The 20,213-nt window shown below is 65.6% G+C and carries 22 protein-coding genes; 13 read left to right on the top strand and 9 right to left on the bottom strand.

Annotated elements, in window-relative coordinates:
• Positions 1-23: 23 nt before the first annotated feature.
• Positions 24-650, bottom strand: coding sequence for a methyltransferase domain-containing protein (locus ACFQS4_RS04290; protein ID WP_497902452.1), 627 nt, complete (start codon positions 648-650; stop codon positions 24-26).
• 217 nt (positions 651-867) lie between these two features.
• Here ACFQS4_RS04290 and ahaH point away from each other — a divergent pair, with 217 nt between their 5' ends.
• The 9 genes from ahaH (at position 868) to ACFQS4_RS04245 (ending at position 9,346) form a co-directional block, all read left to right on the top strand.
• Positions 868-1,200, top strand: a complete 333-nt coding sequence (gene ahaH, locus ACFQS4_RS04285) for an ATP synthase archaeal subunit H (protein ID WP_497902451.1) — start codon at positions 868-870, stop codon at positions 1,198-1,200.
• Positions 1,187-3,454 carry a V-type ATP synthase subunit I gene (locus tag ACFQS4_RS04280; protein ID WP_497902450.1) on the top strand — a complete coding sequence of 756 codons (2,268 nt, stop codon included), beginning with the start codon at positions 1,187-1,189 and terminating at the stop codon, positions 3,452-3,454. The genes ahaH and ACFQS4_RS04280 overlap by 14 nt, the downstream gene beginning before the upstream one ends.
• Positions 3,455-3,460: 6 nt before the next feature.
• The gene (locus tag ACFQS4_RS04275) at positions 3,461-3,700 is read left to right on the top strand and encodes an ATP synthase subunit C-like protein (RefSeq protein WP_253432253.1); all 240 of its coding nucleotides are present in this window, start codon (positions 3,461-3,463) and stop codon (positions 3,698-3,700) included.
• A gap of 22 nt (positions 3,701-3,722) precedes the next feature.
• Positions 3,723-4,304, top strand: a complete 582-nt coding sequence (locus ACFQS4_RS04270; RefSeq protein WP_497902449.1) for a V-type ATP synthase subunit E — start codon at positions 3,723-3,725, stop codon at positions 4,302-4,304.
• A gap of 70 nt (positions 4,305-4,374) precedes the next feature.
• Positions 4,375-5,451 (top strand): V-type ATP synthase subunit C, encoded by a 1,077-nt coding sequence (locus tag ACFQS4_RS04265; protein WP_497902448.1) that lies wholly within the window; start codon positions 4,375-4,377, stop codon positions 5,449-5,451.
• Positions 5,448-5,792 (top strand): V-type ATP synthase subunit F, encoded by a 345-nt coding sequence (locus tag ACFQS4_RS04260; RefSeq protein ID WP_497902447.1) that lies wholly within the window; start codon positions 5,448-5,450, stop codon positions 5,790-5,792. The genes ACFQS4_RS04265 and ACFQS4_RS04260 overlap by 4 nt, the downstream gene beginning before the upstream one ends.
• A gap of 3 nt (positions 5,793-5,795) precedes the next feature.
• Positions 5,796-7,553, top strand: a complete 1,758-nt coding sequence (locus ACFQS4_RS04255) for an ATP synthase subunit A (RefSeq protein ID WP_497902446.1) — start codon at positions 5,796-5,798, stop codon at positions 7,551-7,553.
• 6 nt (positions 7,554-7,559) lie between these two features.
• Positions 7,560-8,975, top strand: coding sequence for an ATP synthase subunit B (locus tag ACFQS4_RS04250; protein ID WP_254159239.1), 1,416 nt, complete (start codon positions 7,560-7,562; stop codon positions 8,973-8,975).
• A gap of 170 nt (positions 8,976-9,145) precedes the next feature.
• Positions 9,146-9,346: a hypothetical protein gene (locus ACFQS4_RS04245; RefSeq protein ID WP_497902445.1), complete on the top strand. Its 201-nt coding sequence runs from the start codon at positions 9,146-9,148 to the stop codon at positions 9,344-9,346.
• Positions 9,347-9,373: 27 nt separating this feature from the next.
• Here the strand turns inward: ACFQS4_RS04245 and ACFQS4_RS04240 are convergent, their stop codons facing one another.
• From ACFQS4_RS04240 to ACFQS4_RS04220, 5 genes are all read right to left on the bottom strand, one after another.
• A complete protein-coding gene (locus tag ACFQS4_RS04240) occupies positions 9,374-10,174 on the bottom strand; it encodes a hypothetical protein (RefSeq protein WP_497902444.1) in 801 nt (266 codons plus the stop codon).
• Positions 10,175-10,288: 114 nt separating this feature from the next.
• On the bottom strand, positions 10,289-11,197 hold the full coding sequence (gene pdxS / locus ACFQS4_RS04235; RefSeq protein WP_497902443.1) for a pyridoxal 5'-phosphate synthase lyase subunit PdxS: 909 nt from the start codon (positions 11,195-11,197) through the stop codon (positions 10,289-10,291).
• A gap of 78 nt (positions 11,198-11,275) precedes the next feature.
• Positions 11,276-11,932, bottom strand: a complete 657-nt coding sequence (locus ACFQS4_RS04230) for a DUF6517 family protein (protein ID WP_497902442.1) — start codon at positions 11,930-11,932, stop codon at positions 11,276-11,278.
• A gap of 47 nt (positions 11,933-11,979) precedes the next feature.
• Positions 11,980-13,464 (bottom strand): sodium:solute symporter family protein, encoded by a 1,485-nt coding sequence (locus tag ACFQS4_RS04225; protein WP_497902441.1) that lies wholly within the window; start codon positions 13,462-13,464, stop codon positions 11,980-11,982.
• On the bottom strand, positions 13,461-13,721 hold the full coding sequence (locus tag ACFQS4_RS04220) for a DUF3311 domain-containing protein (RefSeq protein WP_497902440.1): 261 nt from the start codon (positions 13,719-13,721) through the stop codon (positions 13,461-13,463). The genes ACFQS4_RS04225 and ACFQS4_RS04220 overlap by 4 nt, the downstream gene beginning before the upstream one ends.
• Before the next feature lie 174 nt (positions 13,722-13,895).
• On the opposite strand from ACFQS4_RS04220, the gene ACFQS4_RS04215 reads away from it, so the two are divergent.
• Positions 13,896-14,945: an ArsR/SmtB family transcription factor gene (locus tag ACFQS4_RS04215; protein ID WP_497902439.1), complete on the top strand. Its 1,050-nt coding sequence runs from the start codon at positions 13,896-13,898 to the stop codon at positions 14,943-14,945.
• Positions 14,946-14,994: 49 nt separating this feature from the next.
• On the opposite strand, the gene ACFQS4_RS04210 is transcribed toward ACFQS4_RS04215, so the two are convergent.
• Together ACFQS4_RS04210 and ACFQS4_RS04205 are read right to left on the bottom strand one after the other, a co-directional pair.
• On the bottom strand, positions 14,995-16,107 hold the full coding sequence (locus tag ACFQS4_RS04210; protein WP_497902438.1) for a CPBP family intramembrane glutamic endopeptidase: 1,113 nt from the start codon (positions 16,105-16,107) through the stop codon (positions 14,995-14,997).
• A 196-nt stretch (positions 16,108-16,303) separates the two neighbouring features.
• Positions 16,304-17,608, bottom strand: coding sequence for a phosphoglucose isomerase-related protein (locus tag ACFQS4_RS04205; RefSeq protein ID WP_497902437.1), 1,305 nt, complete (start codon positions 17,606-17,608; stop codon positions 16,304-16,306).
• A gap of 124 nt (positions 17,609-17,732) precedes the next feature.
• Here ACFQS4_RS04205 and ACFQS4_RS04200 point away from each other — a divergent pair, with 124 nt between their 5' ends.
• Both ACFQS4_RS04200 and ACFQS4_RS04195 read left to right on the top strand, forming a co-directional pair.
• A complete protein-coding gene (locus ACFQS4_RS04200) occupies positions 17,733-18,284 on the top strand; it encodes a DUF8056 family protein (protein ID WP_497902436.1) in 552 nt (183 codons plus the stop codon).
• Between the two features lie 92 nt (positions 18,285-18,376).
• Positions 18,377-18,856, top strand: a complete 480-nt coding sequence (locus ACFQS4_RS04195; RefSeq protein ID WP_497902435.1) for a DUF5812 family protein — start codon at positions 18,377-18,379, stop codon at positions 18,854-18,856.
• Positions 18,857-19,119: 263 nt separating this feature from the next.
• On the opposite strand, the gene ACFQS4_RS04190 is transcribed toward ACFQS4_RS04195, so the two are convergent.
• Complete coding sequence (locus ACFQS4_RS04190) at positions 19,120-19,920, bottom strand: Ig-like domain-containing protein (protein WP_497902434.1); 801 nt, start codon at positions 19,918-19,920, stop codon at positions 19,120-19,122.
• A gap of 119 nt (positions 19,921-20,039) precedes the next feature.
• On the opposite strand from ACFQS4_RS04190, the gene ACFQS4_RS04185 reads away from it, so the two are divergent.
• Positions 20,040-20,210 carry a hypothetical protein gene (locus ACFQS4_RS04185; RefSeq protein ID WP_497902433.1) on the top strand — a complete coding sequence of 57 codons (171 nt, stop codon included), beginning with the start codon at positions 20,040-20,042 and terminating at the stop codon, positions 20,208-20,210.
• The last annotated feature ends 3 nt before the right edge of the window (positions 20,211-20,213 follow it).

The raw sequence follows: 20,213 nt of genomic DNA, 5'->3' as shown, positions 1-20,213 counted from the left end.
CGGCGTCAAACCGCGTCCCGAGGTTACTTCTCGGGCGCTCGAGCGACCGTCGTGATCGCCACCTCGGGTTCGTAGCTCGGCCCCTGGAACAGGTGCTTGACCTCCTCGAAGCCCGCCTCCTTGAACATGCGGTCGGCCTCGTACTCGTCGTAGAAGAGCATCATCGCGTCGGCCAGCACCTGGGCGATCCGGTTGTCCGGGTAGTTCGGCCCCACGACGAGCACCTGACCGCCCGGTTTCAGCACGCGGTTGAACTCCCGGAGGGCGAGGACGGGTTCGGGCCAGTACTCGATCGATCCCGACGACCAGATGATATCGAACGTGTCGGTCTTAAACGGGAGTCGCTCCGCGTCGCCCCGGTGAAAGTCGACCGGGCCGCCGGTCTTCCCGAACTTGGCGTAGGCCTTCTCGAGCTGGTGTTCGCTCTGGTCGAGTGCGTAGACGGTGTCGACGTGCTCGAGCAGACCCTCGGTCGCGAAGCCGGTTCCGCAGCCCACGTCGAGCACCATTTCGGCGTCCTCGAAGTCGAGCAGCGAGAGCGCCTCGGTTCGCATCTCCTCGTTCCAGATGAAGGGGTTGATCCGGTCGTAAATCGTCGAGAGGTACTTGTAGAACAGCCGCGCCCGCGCCTTGTTCTCGAGGATTCCCATTTGGCGCCGATTGGTCTTCTGCCGTGATAGGTCTGTCCATCCAGCGGGACTCGAGCGCCCCCGTTCGTCGGCAGGGCGGCTGTCGACACCGCTAGGGCAATTCGAGAGAGACCCTCTTCGGCAGTTCGTTCGCGACCGGAGCGAAACGCGAGGCCGCACGCCAGCCACTTTCGCAACTACCTTATACGCGCTCAAGCAAACGTCGGGTGCTTAGAGTATGCCGAGGCCACAGGTTCTACAAGAGATCAAGTCGGCAGAAGAGAAGGCCGACGAAATCGTCGCACAGGCGGAGAACGACCGCGACGAGCGCATCGCCGAGGCCCGGAAACGCGCCGAGGAGATACGCTCGGAAGCGGAAGCGGAGGCTCGAGACCTCAAGGAGCGCCGGCTCGAGGACGCTCGCGAGGAGATCGACGCCGAGTGTGAGCGCGTGCTCCGGGAGGGAACCGAGGATCGCGAGGCGCTCGAGAAACGCGCCACGACACGGGTCGACGAGGTGGCATCCCACGTCGTCGACCTGTTCCAGGAGGACGTCAATGCTCAGACCTGAACAGATGAGCAAGGTCTCGGTGACCGGCTCGAAGGGCGTTATGCCCACGGTCATCGAGGCAGTTTACGACCTGAACCTGGTACACCTCTCGGACTACGACGGCTCCTGGGCGGGCTTCGACAACGGCAACCCCATCGCGGGCGCCGACGAGGCCTCCGAGAAGCTCGTCACGGTCCGGGCCCTCGAGAGCACGCTCGACCTCGAGGACGACGACGTCGACGTCCAGTCCGGAAGGCTCGGCAAGGACTGGGAGCCCCGCCTCGAGTCCATCCGGACGCGGGTCAACGACCTCGACGACCGACGTACCGAGGTTCGCGACCAGTTGCGCCGCGTCAGGGAGCGACTCGACCGGATCGAACCCTTCGCGGACCTCGGGATCGACCTCGACTTGTTGTCGGGGTACGATACCGTCGAAGTCGTCGTCGGCGAGGGATCGCTGACTGAGGTCGAGGCTGTCCTCGATGCGTCCGACGACGTCCGCGCCTACGAGACGTTCACCGGCGACGGGGTCGTCGCAATCGTCGCGGCACCCGCCGACGGAGCCAACGAGGGATTCGTCGACGACGCCCTCGTCGGCGTCGACTTCAGCCGCTACCAGGTGCCCGAGACGGAGAAGGACCCCGAGTCCTACGTGTCCGATCTCGAGCGCGAGGAACGCGACCTCGAGGCCAAACTCGATGAGATCGACGCCGACCTCCAAACGATCAAGACCGAGGAGGGCGCGTTCCTGTTGCTCGCCGAGGAAAAGCTCACGGTCGAGGTCCAGCGCGCCGAGGCGCCGCTCCAGTTCGCGACGAGCGACCGGGCGTTCATCGCCGAGGGCTGGATTCCGACGACCGAGTACGACCGCCTCGTCGCCGCGCTGAACGACGCCGTCGGCGACAGCGTCGAGATCGAAGAACTCGAGCGCGCCGACTACGACCGTCACGGCGCCCACACGCACACCGAAGACGTCCAGAAGGGGGCGCCCGCCGCACAGGACGAGGACGGGCCGACCGCCAGCGAGGACGAGGAAGAGAGAGCCGAGCAGAAAGCCGTCACCGACGGCGGCTCGGCCGTCACGATGGACGACGAACCGCCGGTCATTCAGGACAACCCCGGGGTCGCGAAGCCGTTCGAGGCCCTGGTCAACGCGGTCAACAAACCGAAGTACAGCGAACTCGACCCGACGGTCTTCCTGTTCCTGACGTTCCCGGTCTTCTTCGGCTTCATGATCGGTGACGTCGGCTACGGGATCCTGTACGTCGCCATCGGCTACTACATGGCAACCAACTTCGAGAGCGACGGCATCTCGAGCCTGGGCGGCGTGGCCATCTGGGCCGGTGCGTTCACGATCATCTTCGGGTTCATCTACGGCGAGATATTCGGCCTACACGTTCTCGGCTCCATCGTCTGGGGCGACCTCCTGAACGTCGAACTGTTGCCGCTGAACAAGGGTCTCGAGCCCGGTGCGTCCGACTTCGCCATCGGCTGGATGGTCGTGAGCGTGCTCGCCGGCATCGTGCACCTGAACATCGGCTACCTGATCGACTTCGTCGAGAACCTGAGCCACGGCCTAAAAGATGCGCTCTTCCACAGCGGGTCGTGGATCCTGATGCTCAACGGCATTTGGATCTGGATCTTCTCGGCACAGGCCGAAGCGTCGAAGCCGGAGTTCCTGTTCACGACGTTCGCTAGCGATGGGCCGTTTCCCATCGGGTTCACCGGCTTCCCGGAGTGGGGACTGGTGACCATCCCGCTCCCTGCCGTCGGCGACTTCCTGTTGACGGCACCCCTGCTCGTCTTCCTGATCGGCCTCGTCATGCTGATCAGCAGCGAACCCGTCGAGGCCGTCGAAGCCCTCGACGTCGTCGTCAACGTCTTCTCGTACACCCGGATGGGCGCAGTGTTGCTCGCGAAGGCCGGCATGGCGTTCGTGGTCAACCTGCTGTTCTTCGGGGCCTACGAGGACCCCGACGGCGCGTTCCACTTCCTGGGCTCGGCCGGACACGACCCCAGCTACGTCGCCGAACACTACGACAGCGGGGCCACCGTAATCTTCGACGGCCTCATGCACATGGGCGGCATCGCCGGACTCGTCGGCGGGTTCGTCATTCTAGTCGTCGGACACGTCGTCGTGTTAGTCCTTGGCGTGACAAGCGCCGGCTTACAGGGAGTTCGACTCGAGTACGTCGAATTCTTTAACAAGTTTTATGAAGGCGGTGGAGCCAACTACGAACCGTTCGGACACGATCGAACCTACAGTCAGGAGTAATCAATAATGATGGAAACCCTCGAAGCCTCGAACGTTGCACTGCAGACCCTGAACGACCCCGGCGCGGCGGCCGCGATCGCAGTCGGTCTCGCAGCCCTCGCCTCTGGATACGCCGAGCGAGGTATCGGTGCGGCTGCCGTCGGCGCGATGGCCGAGGACGACGACATGTTCGTGCCAGGCCTGATCATGACCGTCCTCCCAGAGACGCTCGTGATCCTGGCACTGGTCGTCGTCTTCATCGCCTGAGCACCCCGTTCGCTTTTCCACAATGAGTTTGGATACAGTCGTAGAAGACATTCGAGAAGAAGCCCACGCGCGTGCGGAGGACATCCGCGCGGAAGGCGAGGCTCGCGCCGAGGAGATCGAGTCGGCGGCCGAGGACGACGCCGAGGACACCCTCGAGCGTGCCGAGACCGAGGTCGAACGCGAGATCGAGCAGTTGCGCGAACAGCGACTCTCCAGTGCGAAACTGGAGGCGAAACAGGAGCGCCTGGAGGCCCGACGGAACGTCCTCGGCGAGGTTCGCGAGCAGGTCGAAGCCGAACTGGTCGGCCTCGAGGGCGAGACCCGCGAGGACCTGACGCGGACGCTCATCGACGCGGCCGGCGAGGAGTTCGACGAGGGCGACGACGTCAGCGTCTACGGTCGTGCCGACGACCAGGTACTGATCGAGTCGATCCTCGCGGACTACGACGGCTACGCGTACGCTGGCGAGCGCGACTGCCTCGGCGGCGTCGTCGTCGAGAGCGAGCAGTCCCGCGTCCGGGTGAACAACACCTTCGACTCGGTGTTCGAGGACGTCTGGGAAGAGAACCTCCGGGAGATCAGTAACCGACTCTTCGAGCAATGAGCACGGTCGTTCCCACTCGCACGGCTCGCATCCCACTCTCTGCTCACACTCACCACACGGGGTGGTTCGCGTGAGCACGGGCGCCTCGAATCCGGAATACGTGAACGCTCGCGTGCGGTCGCGTCGAGCCTCGCTGTTCGCGGACGAAGACTATCGGAAGCTGGTCCGGATGGGGCCGAGCGAGATCGCGCGGTTCATGGAGGAGACGGAGTACGAACGCGAGATCAACGCCCTCGGCACCCGCTTTTCCGGCGTCGACCTGATCGAGTACGCGCTGAACCAGAACCTCGCCAGGCACTTCCACGACCTGCTGGACTGGTCGGACGGTCGCCTCTACGACCTCATCGCCCGCTACCTCCGGAAGTTCGACGTCTGGAACCTGAAGACGATCCTCCGGGGCATCTACACCGACTCCAACGCCGAGGAGGTTCGGACGGACCTGATCCGTGCCGGCGAACTCGACGAGCGAACCATCGACCGCTTACTCGAGGTCGACACCATCGAGGACGCAATCGAAGTGCTCGACCGGACGATCTACCACGACCCCCTCGAGGTCGCCTACGAGGAGTACGAGGAGAGCCACGCGCTGGTCCCCCTCGAGAACGCGCTCGATCGGGCGTTCTACGAACGGCTGCTGGCCGACATTCGGGGCCTCGACACGCCCGGGTCGGCCGGTCCACAGGAGGGCCCACGAGCGCTCTACGTCGAGTTCCTCCAGGCCGAGATCGACTTCCGGAACGCACGGAACGCCCTGCGACTCGCTCGCAGCGGCGCCGACCTCGACCCCGCGGCGTACTACATCGACGGCGGCGTGCTCTTCACCGAGAGCGAACTCCGCCAGCTGGTCAACCGCTACGACGACCTGGTCGATCACATCGCCGCCAACCGACGCTACGGTGACCGGCTCTCGAGCGCGCTCGACCGACTGCGCGACGCCGACAGCCTGATCCAGTTCGAGCACGCCGTCGACGCCGCGTTGCTCGAGTACGCGGACACGCTCTCGAGCATCTACCCGGTGTCGGTGTCGGCCGTGCTGTCGTACATCCTCGCGAAAGAGCGCGAGATTGAGAACATCCGCGCCATCGCCCGCGGTCGGGAGGTCGGTCTCTCGGAGAACGAAATCGAAGAGGAGCTGGTGATCCTATGAGCCAGGAAATCGCGGTCGTCGGCAGTCCGGAGTTCACCACGGGCTTTCGGCTCGCCGGCGTCAGACGGTTCGAGAACGTCCCCGACGACGAAAAGGCCGACACCCTCGACGACGCCGCTACGACCGTCCTCGAGGACGGCGACGTTGGCATCGTCATCATGCACGAGGGCGACCTCGAGTATCTCTCGCGAAACGTCCGCTCGGACGTCGAAACGAGCGTCGAACCGGTCGTCATCACCATCGGCGGCAGTGGCAGCGGTGGCGGCGGCCTTCGCGAGCAGATCAAACGCGCCATCGGGATCGACCTGATGGACGAGGACGAAGACCAAGACAGTGAGTAACCTATGAGCCAGGCACTAGAATCCGTCGACGAAGACGGTGTGATAGAAAGCGTGAGCGGTCCCGTCGTGACCGCCGCGGACCTCGACGCCCGAATGAACGACGTCGTCTACGTCGGCGACGAAGGGCTGATGGGCGAGGTCATCGAAATCGAAGGGAACCTGACCACGATTCAGGTCTACGAGGAGACCTCCGGCGTTAGCCCCGGCGAACCCGTCGAGAACACGGGCGAGCCCCTGAGCGTCGACCTTGGACCCGGCCTGCTGGACACCATCTACGACGGCGTCCAGCGCCCCCTCGACGAACTCGAGGAGAAGATGAACTCGGCGTTCCTCGACCGCGGGGTCGACGCGCCGGGCATCGACCTCGAGCGAACGTGGGAGTTTACCCCCACCGTCGAGGAGGGTGACGCGGTCGAACCCGGGGACGTCATCGGTGAGGTCCCCGAAACCGAGAGCATCACCCACAAGGTGATGGTCCCGCCGGACTACGAGGGCGGCGAGATCACCTCGATCGAGAGCGGCACGTTCACGGTCGACGAGGTCGTCGCCGAACTCGATTCCGACGAGGAGATCACGATGCACCAGGAGTGGCCGGTTCGATCGGCCCGCCCTGCCGATGAGAAGCAGACGCCAACGATTCCGCTCATCAGCGGCCAGCGCATCCTGGACGGCCTCTTCCCGATCGCCAAGGGCGGCACCGCGGCGATTCCGGGCCCCTTCGGCTCCGGAAAGACGGTCACCCAGCACCAGCTCGCGAAGTGGGCCGACGCGGACATCGTCGTCTACGTCGGCTGTGGCGAGCGTGGCAACGAGATGACCGAGGTCATCGAGGACTTCCCGGAACTGGAAGACCCCAAGACCGGGAAGCCGCTGATGAGCCGGACCTGCCTCATCGCGAACACCTCGAACATGCCCGTCGCAGCCCGCGAATCCTGCATTTACACGGGCATCACCATCGCGGAATACTTCCGCGACATGGGCTACGACGTCGCGCTGATGGCCGACTCCACCTCGCGGTGGGCAGAGGCCATGCGAGAGATTTCGAGCCGACTCGAGGAGATGCCCGGCGAGGAGGGCTACCCCGCCTACCTCGCCGCGTCGCTCTCCGAGTTCTACGAGCGCGCCGGCCTGTTCCAGAACGTCAACGGCACCCAGGGATCGGTGTCGGTCATCGGTGCAGTCTCGCCCCCGGGCGGCGACTTCTCCGAGCCCGTCACCCAGAACACCCTGCGTATCGTCAAGACGTTCTGGGCGCTGGACGCCGACCTCGCCGAGCGTCGGCACTTCCCCTCGATCAACTGGAACGAGTCGTACTCGCTGTACCGACAGCAACTCGACCCCTGGTACCGAGAGAACGTCGCAGAAGACTACCCCGAGATCCGCCAGTGGGCCGTCGACGTGCTCGACGAGGAAGACGAACTACAGGAGATCGTCCAGCTCGTCGGCAAGGACGCCCTGCCGGAAGACCAGCAGATGACTCTCGAGGTCGCACGCTACCTCCGGGAGGCGTGGCTCCAGCAGAACGCGTTCCACGACGTGGACACCTACTGCGAGCCCGAGAAGACCTACCGGATGCTCCAGGCGATTCGAACGTTCAACGACGAGGCCTTCGAGGCGCTCGACGCCGGCGTCCCGGTCGACGAGATCCAGGACGTCGACGCCGCGCCCCGACTCAACCGGATGGGCACCGCCGAGGACTGGCACGAATTTATCGACGAACTCGAGTCGGATCTCGAGTCCCAGATTAGGGCCCTATACTAGCCAATCATGAAAGAATATCAAACGATCACGGAAATCAGCGGTCCGCTGGTGTTTGCCGAGGTCGACGAACCCGTTGGCTACGACGAGATCGTCGAGATCGAAACGGAGGACGGCAAGACCCTGCGCGGACAGGTACTCGAATCGAGCGAAGGACTCGTCTCGATCCAGGTGTTCGAGGGGACGGGCGGCATCGACCGCAACGCCTCCGTTCGCTTCCTGGGCGAGACCATGAAGATGCCCGTCACGGAGGACCTGCTCGGTCGCGTCCTCGACGGGTCCGGGAACCCCATCGACGGCGGTCCCGAGATCGTTCCCGACGAGCGACTCGACATCGTCGGGGCGGCGATCAACCCCTACTCCCGGGAGTACCCCGAGGAGTTCATCCAGACGGGCGTCAGCTCCATCGACGGCATGAACACGCTCGTTCGCGGGCAGAAACTGCCGATTTTCTCCGGCTCCGGACTGCCGCACAACGATCTGGCGCTCCAGATTGCCCGGCAGGCGACGGTGCCGGAGGAAGAAGGAGAAAGCGACGAGGGCTCGGAGTTCGCCGTCATCTTCGGCGCGATGGGCATCACCCAGGAGGAAGCAAACGAGTTCATGCAGGACTTCGAACGCACCGGCGCGCTCGAGCGTTCGGTCGTCTTCATGAACCTGGCGGACGACCCCGCCGTCGAGCGGACGGTCACGCCGCGACTGGCCCTGACCACCGCTGAGTACCTCGCCTTCGAGAAGGACTACCACGTCCTCGTCATCCTCACGGACATCACGAACTACTGTGAGGCGCTGCGCGAGATCGGCGCGGCCCGCGAGGAGGTGCCGGGTCGACGTGGCTACCCCGGGTACATGTACACCGACCTGGCCCAGCTCTACGAGCGGGCGGGTCGAATCGAGGGCCGCGAGGGCTCGGTCACCCAGATTCCGATCCTGACGATGCCCTCCGACGACATCACCCACCCGATTCCGGACCTGACGGGCTACATTACCGAGGGTCAGATCATCGTCGACCGGTCCCTGAACAGTCAGGGGATCGAGCCTCCAATCAACGTCCTGCCCAGCCTGTCGCGGCTGATGGACGACGGGATCGGCGAGGGGCTAACCCGTGGAGACCACGCGGACGTCTCCGACCAGCTCTACGCCGCGTACGCAGAGGGTGAGGACCTGCGCGACCTCGTGAACATCGTCGGTCGCGAGGCGCTGACCGAACGGGACAACAAATTCCTCGACTTCGCCGACCGGTTCGAAAACGAGTTCGTCCAGCAGGGGTACGACACCGACCGGTCGATCGAGGACACCCTCGAGATTGGCTGGGACCTGCTCTCGACGCTGCCCAAAGAGGAACTCAACCGGATCGACGAGGACCTCATCGCGGAGCACTACCGCGAGTCCGAGGAGTCCGCGGAAGCCGTTCAGGCCGACTGATCGGTTCGATTCGACGATTTCTTCGATTTCGTGTGCTCGAGCGGTAGCTCCCTGGCTCGAGTTGTAATGGCTGGTGTTGTCGATTCGAGTTGTGGTGGACAGTCGGCTCGAGAGAGTCGTACTCAAGACAGTGATACAACATTTAATACACCAGGGTTATTTCACGTCGTATGGACAGAACCGAAATGTTCCTCGTCGTGATCGCGTGGGAGCTGGCGGCGATCGTGCTGACGACGGCCGGAGGAACGGAGTGGTTCATCATCCTGCCGTCGCTACTCCTGTTAATCGTACTGCCGATCTACCTGCTCGCGATGCTCGTCGTCGACAGCGTGTCTCAGCAGACACTCACCCGTCTGGTGCGTCTACGGTAACCCCTGGATCCCGGTGGACATTTCCGGCTACGAATGCCGGTTTCGAGCCAAATTGCGTCGCTTCTGCCAGCGGCGACCGTAGATCCGCGGAAGCGGGTCGATCGCCGCACCCCGGACGGCGGGCGGAACCGACGAATACCGCACGGAGGCACTGTCCGGCAGCGGACCGCCCGGGAGCAACGAGACGGCCGTCGGGTTTCGAGGCCCTTCTCGCCGTCTCTTGGAGGGGTTCGACCGATTCCCGGTGTACACCTCCTCGAGGGCCGCGTGTCCCTCGAGCACGCCACGTCGGGCCTGCTTCATCCGTTTCTTGGCCTGCTGCTGGAGCGCCACGTTGGGCGCCTCGGCCCGGATCTCGTCGCCGAACGCCTCGAGGTCGACTGCGACTCTCGAGTCGCCGTTCGAAGCCGCGGACAACCGATCGGGACCGACCACGTCCTCGATCTCTGCCCTGAGTCGGTGGCTCGCCTGCCGGAAGTCCACGAGGTCGACCGTATTCCAGAGTTCCCGCAACTTGATCGCGTGGCGGAGCTCGCTGAGATCGAGCCCCTCGCTCGCGTCGCGATCCCGGATCGTGTTTGGGAGGTTCTCGACGTCGATCAGGTCGGGGAGGTCGTCGGCGTCGACGGCGTCGGGCAGCCGTTCGAGGTCCACCGTCTCGAGCAGTCCTTCGGCCGCGTCGGTGATCTCCCACAGCTCCTTCGCCAGGCTCGACACCCGCTCGTCGGACGCGTCCCGTTCGATCGCCTGAAACAATCCGGTCGTTCCCCCAAGGACGCGTTCGGAGAGCTGCTCGAGTCCGTTCGTCTCGCTCGACGTACTGTTCATACCGTACAGAGGCGCCGAACGGAGAAAACGGGGCGCCTTACCAGGGAAAGGTCGCGAGGCAGGAATCGCGTTCGGGCCGCCGATTCGGTGACGAAGACGGGTTCGAGTCCTCGTTCAGACGCCTCGGCCCTGCATCCGCTCCTCCTCGGGCAGGTCGACGTTCGCGTCGCCCTTCATGCTCTTGCCCAGGTTCTTCGAGATTTCGGCGAGCGATTCGGGATCGTCCCAGTGATTGACCGCTTCGACGATGGCCTCGGCCATCTCCGGCGGGTTCTCCGCGCCGAAGATGCCGCTGCCGACGAAGATGCCGTCGCAGTCGTGGGTCATCATGAGCGCGGCGTCTGCCGGGGTGGCGATGCCGCCCGCGGCGAAGTTCACGACCGGGAGCCGCCCCATTTCCGCAGCCTCGTGGACCAGCTCGGCGTTCGCCTCGATCTCGCGGGCGTAGGCCTCTCGTTCCTCGTGGCTCATCCCCTCGAGTTTGCGAATCTCGCCCTTGATCGTGCGCTGGTGGTAGACCGCCTGGTTGACGTCGCCGGTGCCGGCCTCGCCCTTGGTGCGGATCATGGCCGCGCCCTCGTCGATTCGGCGCAGGGCCTCCCCGAGGTTGCGCGCGCCGCAGACGAACGGTGCGGTGAACGCGCGCTTGTCGATGTGGTAGTCGTTGTCCGCGGGCGTGAGCACCTCGCTCTCGTCGATCATGTCGACGCCAACGGCCTCGAGGATCTGTGCTTCGGTGCGGTGGCCGATACGGGCCTTTCCCATGACGGGGATCGAGACGGACTCGACGATTTCCTCGACGTCGGCGGGGTCAGCCATCCTGGCGACGCCGCCGCGCTTTCTGATGTCGGCGGGGACGGCCTCGAGCGCCATCACGGCGACGGCGCCGGCGTCCTCCGCAATCCGCGCCTGTTCGGGGTTCACGACATCCATGATGACGCCGCCTTTCTGCATACGGGCGAAGCCGCGCTTGACGAGATCGGTGCCGCGTCGGAGCTCCTCGAGATCGGTTGGCTCGGGCATGAGCGAGCGTTCGGAACCCCGGCACTTACGCGTGTCTGTTAGGCCTCGCGGCTCGAGTGTGTCTCGCGGATCGAACCGTCAGTCGAGGGCGGACTCGTTCGGTTCCGTCCCCGCGTCTATCCCCTCCAGACCTTCGATCGAGTCGACCGTCTCGCGAACGCGAGCGCGGACGAACGCGGCGATCGTCTCGCGGTCGGTCCCCGGATGGATCTCGATCTCTACCTCGTCGTCGACCCCGACCTCGAGGGCGTCCTCGAGCGGCGCCTCGAGCGGAATCGTGCCGCCCGCCATCGCGAACTGATCGCCCGCAGGCCAGACCGCGAGGTGCGTTTCGGTGTCGATCCGGGCGTCGCCGGCAGGATGGGTCGTCTCGAAGACGTACCACCGGCCGGCGGTACCGTCGCCGCGGTCAAACTCGGTGACCGAACGCTCGTCCTGAACGGTGATCCCCTCCTCGCCGAGCAGCGAGACGAACCGTTCTTTGGCCGGGTCCGCGGCCAGCGACATCACGTCCTCGACGGATTTTCCGAGCGCCGACAGCGACGGCGAGAGGTCGACGTCGATCCCGAGCAGCGACCGGGGCTGAATATCACAGTCGCCGATCGTCGGCGTCCCGGGGTGCTCGTAGACCGTCGTTTCGGCCGTGATCGACAGCAGCGAGATCGAAACGTCCTCGGTTCTCGAGCCGACGGACTCCCAGTTCTCGCGAAACGATGACGGCAACTCGGCGGGCATACCCCCCGCTTCGACGGCCGCCCTTTTTGCCGTAGCGGTCTCCCGACTCAGTCGGCCTCGAGCGCCTCGAAGTAGATCGCCCGCTGTTCGGCAGCCGCGGGGGCGGTGAGCCACGAGACGCCCACGGTGAGCGCGAGTCCGAGGCCCATTCCGACGAGGCCAGCCGACCAGCCGCCGTAGCTACCGGGGACGAACGGGAGAAAGACGCTCGCGAGGTAGAAGGCCTGGCTCCCCAGGATTCCTGCGATAATGCCGGCTCGAGTCGTCCCGCGCCAGTAGAGCGCGACCATCACGGGCAAGGCGAGCTGGGCGAATCCGCTGAATGCGGCGTTACCGAGTTCGAACAGCGTAGCCGCGTTGTAGAGGCTCGCGAGGAACGTCGAGACGGCGAAGACGACGACGCCGAGGCGAGCGATCGTGTCCTCACCGCGGTCCGAGAGCGTCGCGTCGACGAACGGGCGGTAGAGATCACGCGTGAAGTACGACGACCCCGACAGCAACATGGAATCTGAGGAAGACATCATCGCCGCCATCGCGCCCGCGATGACGAGCGCGGCGAACCACGTCGGAGTGAACTCGGCGAGAATCAGCGGGAGGACGTTCCCGCCGCCCTCGATTTCGGCGACCGCGATGCCGGTCTCGAGCCCGCGCGCCCAGGCGCCGAGCAGGAACGCGGGGACGAAGAGGAGCAGACAGAGGACGGGCCAGAGGGCGAACGACCGCTTGAGCACCGCTTTCGACCCTGCGGCGAAGAAGCGCTGGTTGACCTGCGGAAACATGGCGACGCCGAAGCCGATCGTGATCGCCGTCGAGAGTACGAACTGCGGGGTGTAGTAGGCCCCGCCCAGCGCGAGGTGACCGCTGGCGGCGGCCTCGAGTTCAGCCGTCGCCGCAGTCGGCCCACCGACGGCGGCGAGCACCCAGAGCAGGGCGACCCACGTGGTGACGAGCATGAACGCTCCCTGGAGCGTGTCGGTCCAGGCGATGCCTCGGAAGCCCGCGAGGACGACGTAGAGGATCATGAAGAGGGTGATGAGACCCGCGCCGCCGGCGTAGGGAATCGCACCGTCGGTCAGCGCCTCGAGGGCGGTCCCCGCGCCGACTTGCTGGAGCATGACGTACGGGAAGAGCCACATGAGGCTCACCCCGGCGACGAGGCCGCGGAGGCGTCTCGAGCCGAAGCGGTCGCCGAGCATCTCTCCGAGGGTGACGTAGCCGCGTTGCTGGCCGAGCAACCACTGTTTATAGCCGATGACGTACCAGAGAACGGCGAAGATGAGGCCGTCCATCACGCCCATGACGAGGATCCACTCGGGGCCGTGGAGGAAGGCCAGGTTCGGCCCGGCGAAGAAGGTGAACGCCGAGAGCAGGGTCGCGAAGGTGGTAAACAGCAGGACGACGGTTCCGAGCGTTCGGCTGGCGAGGTAGAAGTCCTCGGCCGTCCGCTCGGTGAGCCGGTAGGCGACGAGGCCGACGGCGAGCGCGAGCAGGAGGTAGCCGACGATGATGCCGAGCTGGAGCGCGAGGGTCACCGGCGATCACCCTCCGCTCGACCGCCCGACCGCGGCGACCGTGACTGCGGTCGGTCCGGTTCGATACCGACGCCCCAGGCGCGCTGGGCGAACGTCCAGAAGAGCGCGGAACACAGCGCCAACCAGCCGACGTGCCACCAGAGCCACAGCGGCAGGCCGAACGTTGTCGTCGCGTCCCCCCAGAGGAACCACGGGACCCCGAGGAGGCAGACGAGCACCGCCGCGAGGAGCCAGCCGATCCGTTCGAGTCGATTCATACGTCCCGTCGTCACTCGCCCTGGGTAATTGTTTCTATTCGACCCCGGTCTTTGAAGACGATCGTTCATCAATGGCGTTTCGGGCAGTTTCGAGCGGGTCTCCAGAAGGTAAAACGCCTCTTTTACGTAGGGAAAGGGGTATGTATGTCGGTGAGAATACCAGAATAGAGACCGATGGCCCGGCTGTTTCCCCTTCGCTCCGAGACGCCCGCCCAGGAGGGCCAGCCTCGAGTCGTCGACCTCGAGGACGAGGACGCCGACGCGGTGTTCGGTGCGCTGTCGTCGACGACGGCCCGCCGGATCTACAGTCACTTAAACGACGAACCCGGGACGCCGAGCGACGTCGCCGATGCAATCGACTCCTCGATCCAGAACGTCCGCTACCACCTCGAGAAACTCGAGGACGCGGGACTGGTCGAGGTCGTCGACACCTGGTACTCCTCGCGGGGCAACGAGATGAGCGTCTACGCGACGGCGGACGGGCCGCTGATCGTGACGAGCGACCGGTCAACGGCCGAGCGGTTGAAGACGGCGCTCTCGCGATTCATCGGGGGCGTCGCGGCCCTCGCCGGTGGAAGTTTGCTCGTCCAGTACGGGCTCTCGAGGTACGTGGGTCCGCAGGCGGGAACGGAAGGGACAGCGGGAACGGGCGGAACGACTGATGGTGGGGCTGCTGGGAACGGGAATGGAAACGGGAACGGGGCCAGCGACGAGGCTGGCAACGGAAACGGAGCGGCTACCGACGATAGCACAGACAGTTCCGAAACCGAAGATAGCGAGACGGCCGAAGAGGATACGGCCGACGGCGATGGGGCCGACGGAGCCGATAGCGGAGACAGTGGAACCGATGGCGGCGACGGCGGCGACATGGGTACCACCGACGTGGACGAAACCGACGATGCCCCGGAAGCCGACGACGACGCCTCGAGCGACGGCGGCGGTAACGACTCGGCCGCGGGAGACGACGACGCCGGCGCGGATGGCGCCAACTACAGCGACAACAGCACCGACGGCACCGACGGCGACGTCGCCACCGACGGCGGCAACGAATCGGTCGTCCCGTCGGGCGACGACAACGGTACCGTCGACGGCGTCACGGACGGCGCTGCAGAGGCTGCCGACGCCATCTTCGCGACGATTCCCCCAGGGGCGCTCTTCTTCCTCGGCGGTCTGGTCGTGCTGATCGCCGTCACCGTGTACTGGTACTGGGCGACCTCCTACTGAGCCGGTGTGTCCCCGGCTGGACTCGAGGGAGACATGGCGGGGTGCTTCGTTACAGGGCAATCGACGCGAAGATGACGGCGTTGTAGATGCCGTGGATGAGCGCCGGGACGACGAGGTTGTTCGTCACGAGATACACCGTTCCGAGCACGAGCGAGAGGCCGAAGACGATGGCCAGGCTGGCGATGAGCGCCTCCGGGCCTGCCGTTGCGTACGCAGCGGTGTGTATCGCCGTGAAGAGGACGCTCGAGACCAGGAGGGCCCCGACCGGGGAGAACACGTCGTACATCGACTTCTGGATAACGTTCCGGTACATCAGTTCCTCGAACGGGCCAGTGATGAGAATCGAGGCGGGGACCATTACGTAGAGCAGTTCGGGGTTTCGTTGTGCAGCCTGCGTCGCCGAGTGCTCGGCCCCTTCGATCCCGCCCGAGGAGAACAGTACCGAGATGGCGATATTGACGAGAAAGATGAGCGCCACGCCCCCGGCGATCCAGGCGACGGCCCGAAGACTCGGCTTCTCGAGGTCGAAATACGAGCGGTCGCGTCCCGTGTTGTAGACGTAGGCGACGGCGATCGCTGCCGTGCCGATGGCGACGCCAATCTGCATGACTGCCTGTCGCTGGATTTCAGACAACCCGCCGACGACGAGCACGACGGGAATCTCGAGGAGGATGCCGATCAACGGACTCACGATCCAGGCGACCAGTGCGAGCGCCGCGAGGCGGGCGGTTACGACGGTTCGCTGAAGCAGGCCGACGGTGGGAACCGATCCGTACTCGGCGAGTGCGATGCCGATAGCCGTTCCGGCCGCGAGAAACGACACGAAGACGGTCGGGATCCGCACGCCGAGGCCCGGGATATCTGTCCCGCCGGAGATGCCCTGCGTGAGGGCGTAGCCGGCCAGCAAGACGACGAGCAGGCTACCCAGCGCTCCAGCCAGGCTGTAGCGACGCTCGAGGAGGTCGTACCGGCGGCCGGCGAAGACGGCGAGGGTTCCGACGGCGAATAAGAGTCCGAACAGGACGGCGAGGTGGTCGGTACCGTCGCGAACGGGGACGGCGAGTCCGGTCGTCGCGAACGCCGCAACGACGAAGCCAATGCCGGCGACTGCCCCGGTTTCGTCGCTCGATCGAGCGCGGTCCTCCCGCGCGGTCTCGTTCATATCTCTCCGTTCGCCCGAACGATAATAGGCGCTCTGCAATCGGGACCTGGTCGCGTTCATCGAGGGCGCTCGAGGGTTCGGATCAATGGTCGATGAGGTCGTCGCCTGGTCACAGTCACCTCGACGGCGAACCCTTCTCGGAGTACCGCTCGTTCCTGGAGTACCGCTCGTTCCCGGAATACCGTTCGGTCTCGAATTACCGCTCGACGCGCAACGTCGTCTTCTCGGCGACTGCCTCGGCCTCTTCGAACTCCCCACCGCCGAGCAGCCCCCGGGTGGCGTTTTTGGCCCACTCGACGGCCGGCTGGGTGAACGTGCTCACCTCGTAGAGTTCGCCCGCGAGGACGCAGGCAGCCTCCATACCGTAGAGGAGGCCACCGAATTCGAAGGCGTCGACCGACTCGAGTTCGACCCGAACGTTAGGGCGGCCGGCCGCCGCCAGACTCGCCTCGGTGGCCTCGAACTCCGCCTCGAGCAACTCGCCGAGGGTGGCGTCGCCGAGATAGGCGAGTTCGTCGACGTCGGTCCCGGGAATCTCGCGGTCGGCGGTCTCACGCGGTGTGACGAACGTCACCAGCTTGTCGCGGGGGCCGGCCCGATAGAGCTGAAGCTGTGAGTGCTGGTCGGTCACCCCCAGCGCGCGGACGGGCGTCTGGCCCAGGTCGTCCTTCCCGAGGCTCTCGGCCCACAGCTGGGCGAACCACTCGGCGTAGGTCTCGAGCGACTCCGCGTAGGGGACCATCGCGTTCATCGAGGCGCCCCGGGCGTCGAGCGCGTAGGCCGTCGCACCGTAGGCGTAGGCGGGACATTCGAACAGCGATCCAGTCAGCGAGTCGGCTTCGGCCGCCGCCCCCTCGAGGATGGCCTCCAGGCCGTGCCCACAGACGGCCGCGGCGACCAGGCCGACCGCCGAGAGCGCCGAGAAGCGACCGGGGACGCCGTCGGGCACGGAGACCGCGGCGAGGTCGTGGCGATCCGCGAGCGAGCGAAGCGGGCCGGACCCGCCGGTTGTCACGACCGTGCGCTCGGTCCAGTCGACGCCGGCGTCCTCGAAAGCCTCGCGGACGACCAGGAAGTTCGCGAGCGTCTCGGCGGTCGTCCCCGAGCGGGAGACGACGTTAATCGCGGTCGACTCGAGGGGCAGAGTCTCGAGGCGGCGGGTGATCCAGGCGGGGTCGACGTTGTCGAGATATACTGCCTCGGTGCCGTCCCCCGCGTCCACGAGCGCGTCTGTGATCGTCGCCGCGCCGAGCGCGCTCCCGCCGATGCCGATGGTGACGAGCGCGTCCGCGTCGGCCACGGGCTCGACCGCTGCGCGAATCGCGTCTGGATCCGTCCGCTCGGGGAGATTCAGGGCGGCGTAGCCGTGTTCGTCGTTCGCCCGTCCCGCCTCGATTCGCTCGTGCGCCGTCGCGACGCGTTCGTCCAGGCGCTCGAGGCCCTCCCGCGAGATGCCGGGAGAAGCGACCGACGCGAGCGCGTTGCCGATGTCGACGTCCATATCGGAGAGGCGATAGCGACCGATAAAGGCGTTCCGTCACGCCTCGAAGCGGCGTTGGCTCCGAGCGGGGACTGGGCGCTCGAGCATCGTATCCCTTATTCGCCTCGACTGCCAATCGCGGTCAATGAGCGCGTCTGACGAGTCGGTCGACTCCGGAGCCACACCCGGCGACGAGACGACCGACTCGAGGACGTACGGCGGAGTGCTCGGGGCGTTCCCGTACGCGATTCGCCAGAGCAACTCGCGGCTGTTCAGGAGCTACGTCCTCGTCGGCGGGGCCATTGCGGCAATTCTCGTGTTCGCGTTCGCCCTCTCCCTGGTTCGCGTGATCGGGGAAACGGTCGGCACGACGGCGACGCTGTCGTTCTCCCGATCGTTCGTCATCGTCGTCGGCATGGCCGTCGTCGCGCCGATCCTCGCGCCCGTGTTGCTCGTCGCCCGTCGCCACCGTCGACAGGTGGGCGACGACGTTCGGTACGACCGGCGACTCGCCGCCAGCGGCTACCTCTTTCTCGCCGCGCTGTACGTCGGCCTGATTCCGACGGTCCCCGCGGAGTTTCAGACCGAGGGCGGTCCAGTGGTGGCCTTTCTGTACGGCCTCCCGCCCGCCGTCGGACTCGCGATCCCCGCACTCGCCGGGGCTGGGATCTACGTGGTCCACCGGCTCTCCCGGTAGCCAAGAGCAGAGCAGCGCACTCGAGTCGGCTCGCGAGCGCATACCCGCGACGAGTCGAAACCCCGAAAGCCGTCGCGCTCCTCTCATCCACTATGACCGAGAAGACGGGCACCTTCGTCGTCACCCACGCCGAGGACGAGTCGGTCGTCCTCCGGGACGTCGACTCCGCGCAGGTGCACACGCTCGCCGCGAACGACGGCCTCGAGACACACGACGTACTCGAGGCGACGATCGCCCCCGAACCGCCCCTCGAGGTCGCCTGGACACTGATCGACGTCGAGGATCGGCGCTGGGTCGAACTCGTCGACAGCGACCTCGAGCCGACGACCCACTCGAAGGAGTTGGCCGCCGAGGCCGACGTCGGCAACCTCGAACAGCACGAACGGGCCGGAACGGGCGAGATTCACGTCTTTCGGGTTCCCGCCGCGCGCGTCGAGGAGGCAGCCCGCGACGTCCTCGAGGACGAGGAGACCATCGCACGGGCGGCCCGCCTCGAGGCCGTCCGCGTCGAGGTTCGTCGAGCGGTGGACGGTGAGGACGGCGTGTTGAGCGTCAGGTACCTGCCGGACTGACTCGAGTGTAAAACTACAGATTTTGAAGTAATGGTGAGTGTGAGTGTTCGGGTCGAAAGCGAATGCTGGCATTGAGGGCGCTGTCGAGAGGAAAAAGGGCTGTCCATAGGGCAAAACGCTGTTGGCGAGGGTGCTGCCGGTGAAGGCATCGTCACGAGGACAGAACCCCCGGGGCGACGTCGAGGCCACAGCGCCCGGATCTCGAGTCCAATCCCCCACGTCCGGCGCCTTTGACGTTCGTCACGAGCCGGGTCTAGTTGTGCTCAGAACTCGCCGTACGGGTCGCGCCGTTCGATCGACACCTCGCCGGTGGCGAGGACGCGGAACACCCAGCTCGCGTTCCGGTTCGGGTCGGCAGTCCACGTGTCGGAGGCCGTCGCCCCTTCGTCCGTCTCGACCGACACCTTCTGGTCGCCGGGAGCGGCGCTCACGTTTCGAACGTGGATGGCCGTTCGCGGCTCGAGGGCGACGGTTTCTTCGTACGCTGTGTCGCCCTCGTGGGTCACGGTGACGGTGACGTCGTGAGCGAGGTGGTCGAAGTTGGTGACGGCAAATCTCGACGCGGGTTCGTCCATGTGGTCGGTCCCGAACGTTCGGTCGGCATTCCGGTACCTGGTGGCGTCGTCACGGATCCGAACGGCGTACCCCTCGCCAACGGCCCATTCGATGGGTGGCGGTCCGTAGTCGCGGTGTTCGGGTTCCGAATCCGCCCCACACCGCGAGTAGCCGGTCGCCACAGCGAACGCGTAGACGCCGTGATCGGTTTCGGCCTCAAGGACGGCATCGGATGCGACGTCAATCTCCTGCAGATTGCGGCACTCGAGCGTGTTGTACGTGAACGCGTGTTCGTATCCAGAGACGTACGCAGAGACGTGCTCGGCCGTCACCTCGGCAGGTCGTTCGGGTGGTTCTTCCGGACCTGGCGGGAGTGCGGGCGGCTCGGTCGGCGCGGGTGGGTGCGGATCGAACGTCGCCGAACTCGGCCCGTTCCCGAGACGGCCCGTCGGCGAAATCGGAAGTGTACCCCCGATTCCGGTTGCCGCGAGGAAGTGGCGTCGATTCACGTCGTTTGGAGAGACAGTCGCTCGATAAATAACTTCTCGCCGTTCGAGAGGTCTAGTACTACGAGCCGAAGACGCCGTCTCCGGGCAAGGTACTTGGCTACGGAGGCGAATAACGGAGCATGGACGAAGAGAGCGAGACGACGACCGAGAACGCCAGCGACGAACCGGACGAGAACACCACGGACGAGGCCGAACTGGTAGCCTGGGTCGAACAGCAACGTGGTCGGGAACTCACCGAGGAAGAGGAGAATCTGTCTCTCGCCCAGGCTCGTTTGATCGGCGAGCTCTGAGGC

Origin of the sequence: Saliphagus sp. GCM10025317 (assembly GCF_042663665.1) — an archaeon.
Lineage (GTDB): Archaea > Halobacteriota > Halobacteria > Halobacteriales > Natrialbaceae > Natronosalvus.
Note: the sequence above shows the minus strand (reverse complement) of the source record. Positions and strands in the feature narration are given on the sequence as shown.

Coding starts and splice junctions, on each gene's coding strand:
- ACFQS4_RS04255 (WP_497902446.1), top strand. CDS start 5,796: ATGAGCCAGGCACTAGAATCCGTCGACGAAGACGGTGTGATAGAAAGC.
- ACFQS4_RS04215 (WP_497902439.1), top strand. CDS start 13,896: ATGGCCCGGCTGTTTCCCCTTCGCTCCGAGACGCCCGCCCAGGAGGGC.
- ACFQS4_RS04270 (WP_497902449.1), top strand. CDS start 3,723: ATGAGTTTGGATACAGTCGTAGAAGACATTCGAGAAGAAGCCCACGCG.
- ACFQS4_RS04205 (WP_497902437.1), bottom strand. CDS start 17,608: ATGGACGTCGACATCGGCAACGCGCTCGCGTCGGTCGCTTCTCCCGGC.
- ACFQS4_RS04230 (WP_497902442.1), bottom strand. CDS start 11,932: ATGCCCGCCGAGTTGCCGTCATCGTTTCGCGAGAACTGGGAGTCCGTC.
- ACFQS4_RS04240 (WP_497902444.1), bottom strand. CDS start 10,174: ATGAACAGTACGTCGAGCGAGACGAACGGACTCGAGCAGCTCTCCGAA.
- ACFQS4_RS04280 (WP_497902450.1), top strand. CDS start 1,187: ATGCTCAGACCTGAACAGATGAGCAAGGTCTCGGTGACCGGCTCGAAG.
- ahaH (WP_497902451.1), top strand. CDS start 868: ATGCCGAGGCCACAGGTTCTACAAGAGATCAAGTCGGCAGAAGAGAAG.
- ACFQS4_RS04260 (WP_497902447.1), top strand. CDS start 5,448: ATGAGCCAGGAAATCGCGGTCGTCGGCAGTCCGGAGTTCACCACGGGC.
- ACFQS4_RS04245 (WP_497902445.1), top strand. CDS start 9,146: ATGGACAGAACCGAAATGTTCCTCGTCGTGATCGCGTGGGAGCTGGCG.
- ACFQS4_RS04185 (WP_497902433.1), top strand. CDS start 20,040: ATGGACGAAGAGAGCGAGACGACGACCGAGAACGCCAGCGACGAACCG.
- ACFQS4_RS04195 (WP_497902435.1), top strand. CDS start 18,377: ATGACCGAGAAGACGGGCACCTTCGTCGTCACCCACGCCGAGGACGAG.
- ACFQS4_RS04210 (WP_497902438.1), bottom strand. CDS start 16,107: ATGAACGAGACCGCGCGGGAGGACCGCGCTCGATCGAGCGACGAAACC.
- ACFQS4_RS04275 (WP_253432253.1), top strand. CDS start 3,461: ATGATGGAAACCCTCGAAGCCTCGAACGTTGCACTGCAGACCCTGAAC.
- ACFQS4_RS04250 (WP_254159239.1), top strand. CDS start 7,560: ATGAAAGAATATCAAACGATCACGGAAATCAGCGGTCCGCTGGTGTTT.
- pdxS (WP_497902443.1), bottom strand. CDS start 11,197: ATGCCCGAGCCAACCGATCTCGAGGAGCTCCGACGCGGCACCGATCTC.
- ACFQS4_RS04290 (WP_497902452.1), bottom strand. CDS start 650: ATGGGAATCCTCGAGAACAAGGCGCGGGCGCGGCTGTTCTACAAGTAC.
- ACFQS4_RS04220 (WP_497902440.1), bottom strand. CDS start 13,721: ATGAATCGACTCGAACGGATCGGCTGGCTCCTCGCGGCGGTGCTCGTC.
- ACFQS4_RS04200 (WP_497902436.1), top strand. CDS start 17,733: ATGAGCGCGTCTGACGAGTCGGTCGACTCCGGAGCCACACCCGGCGAC.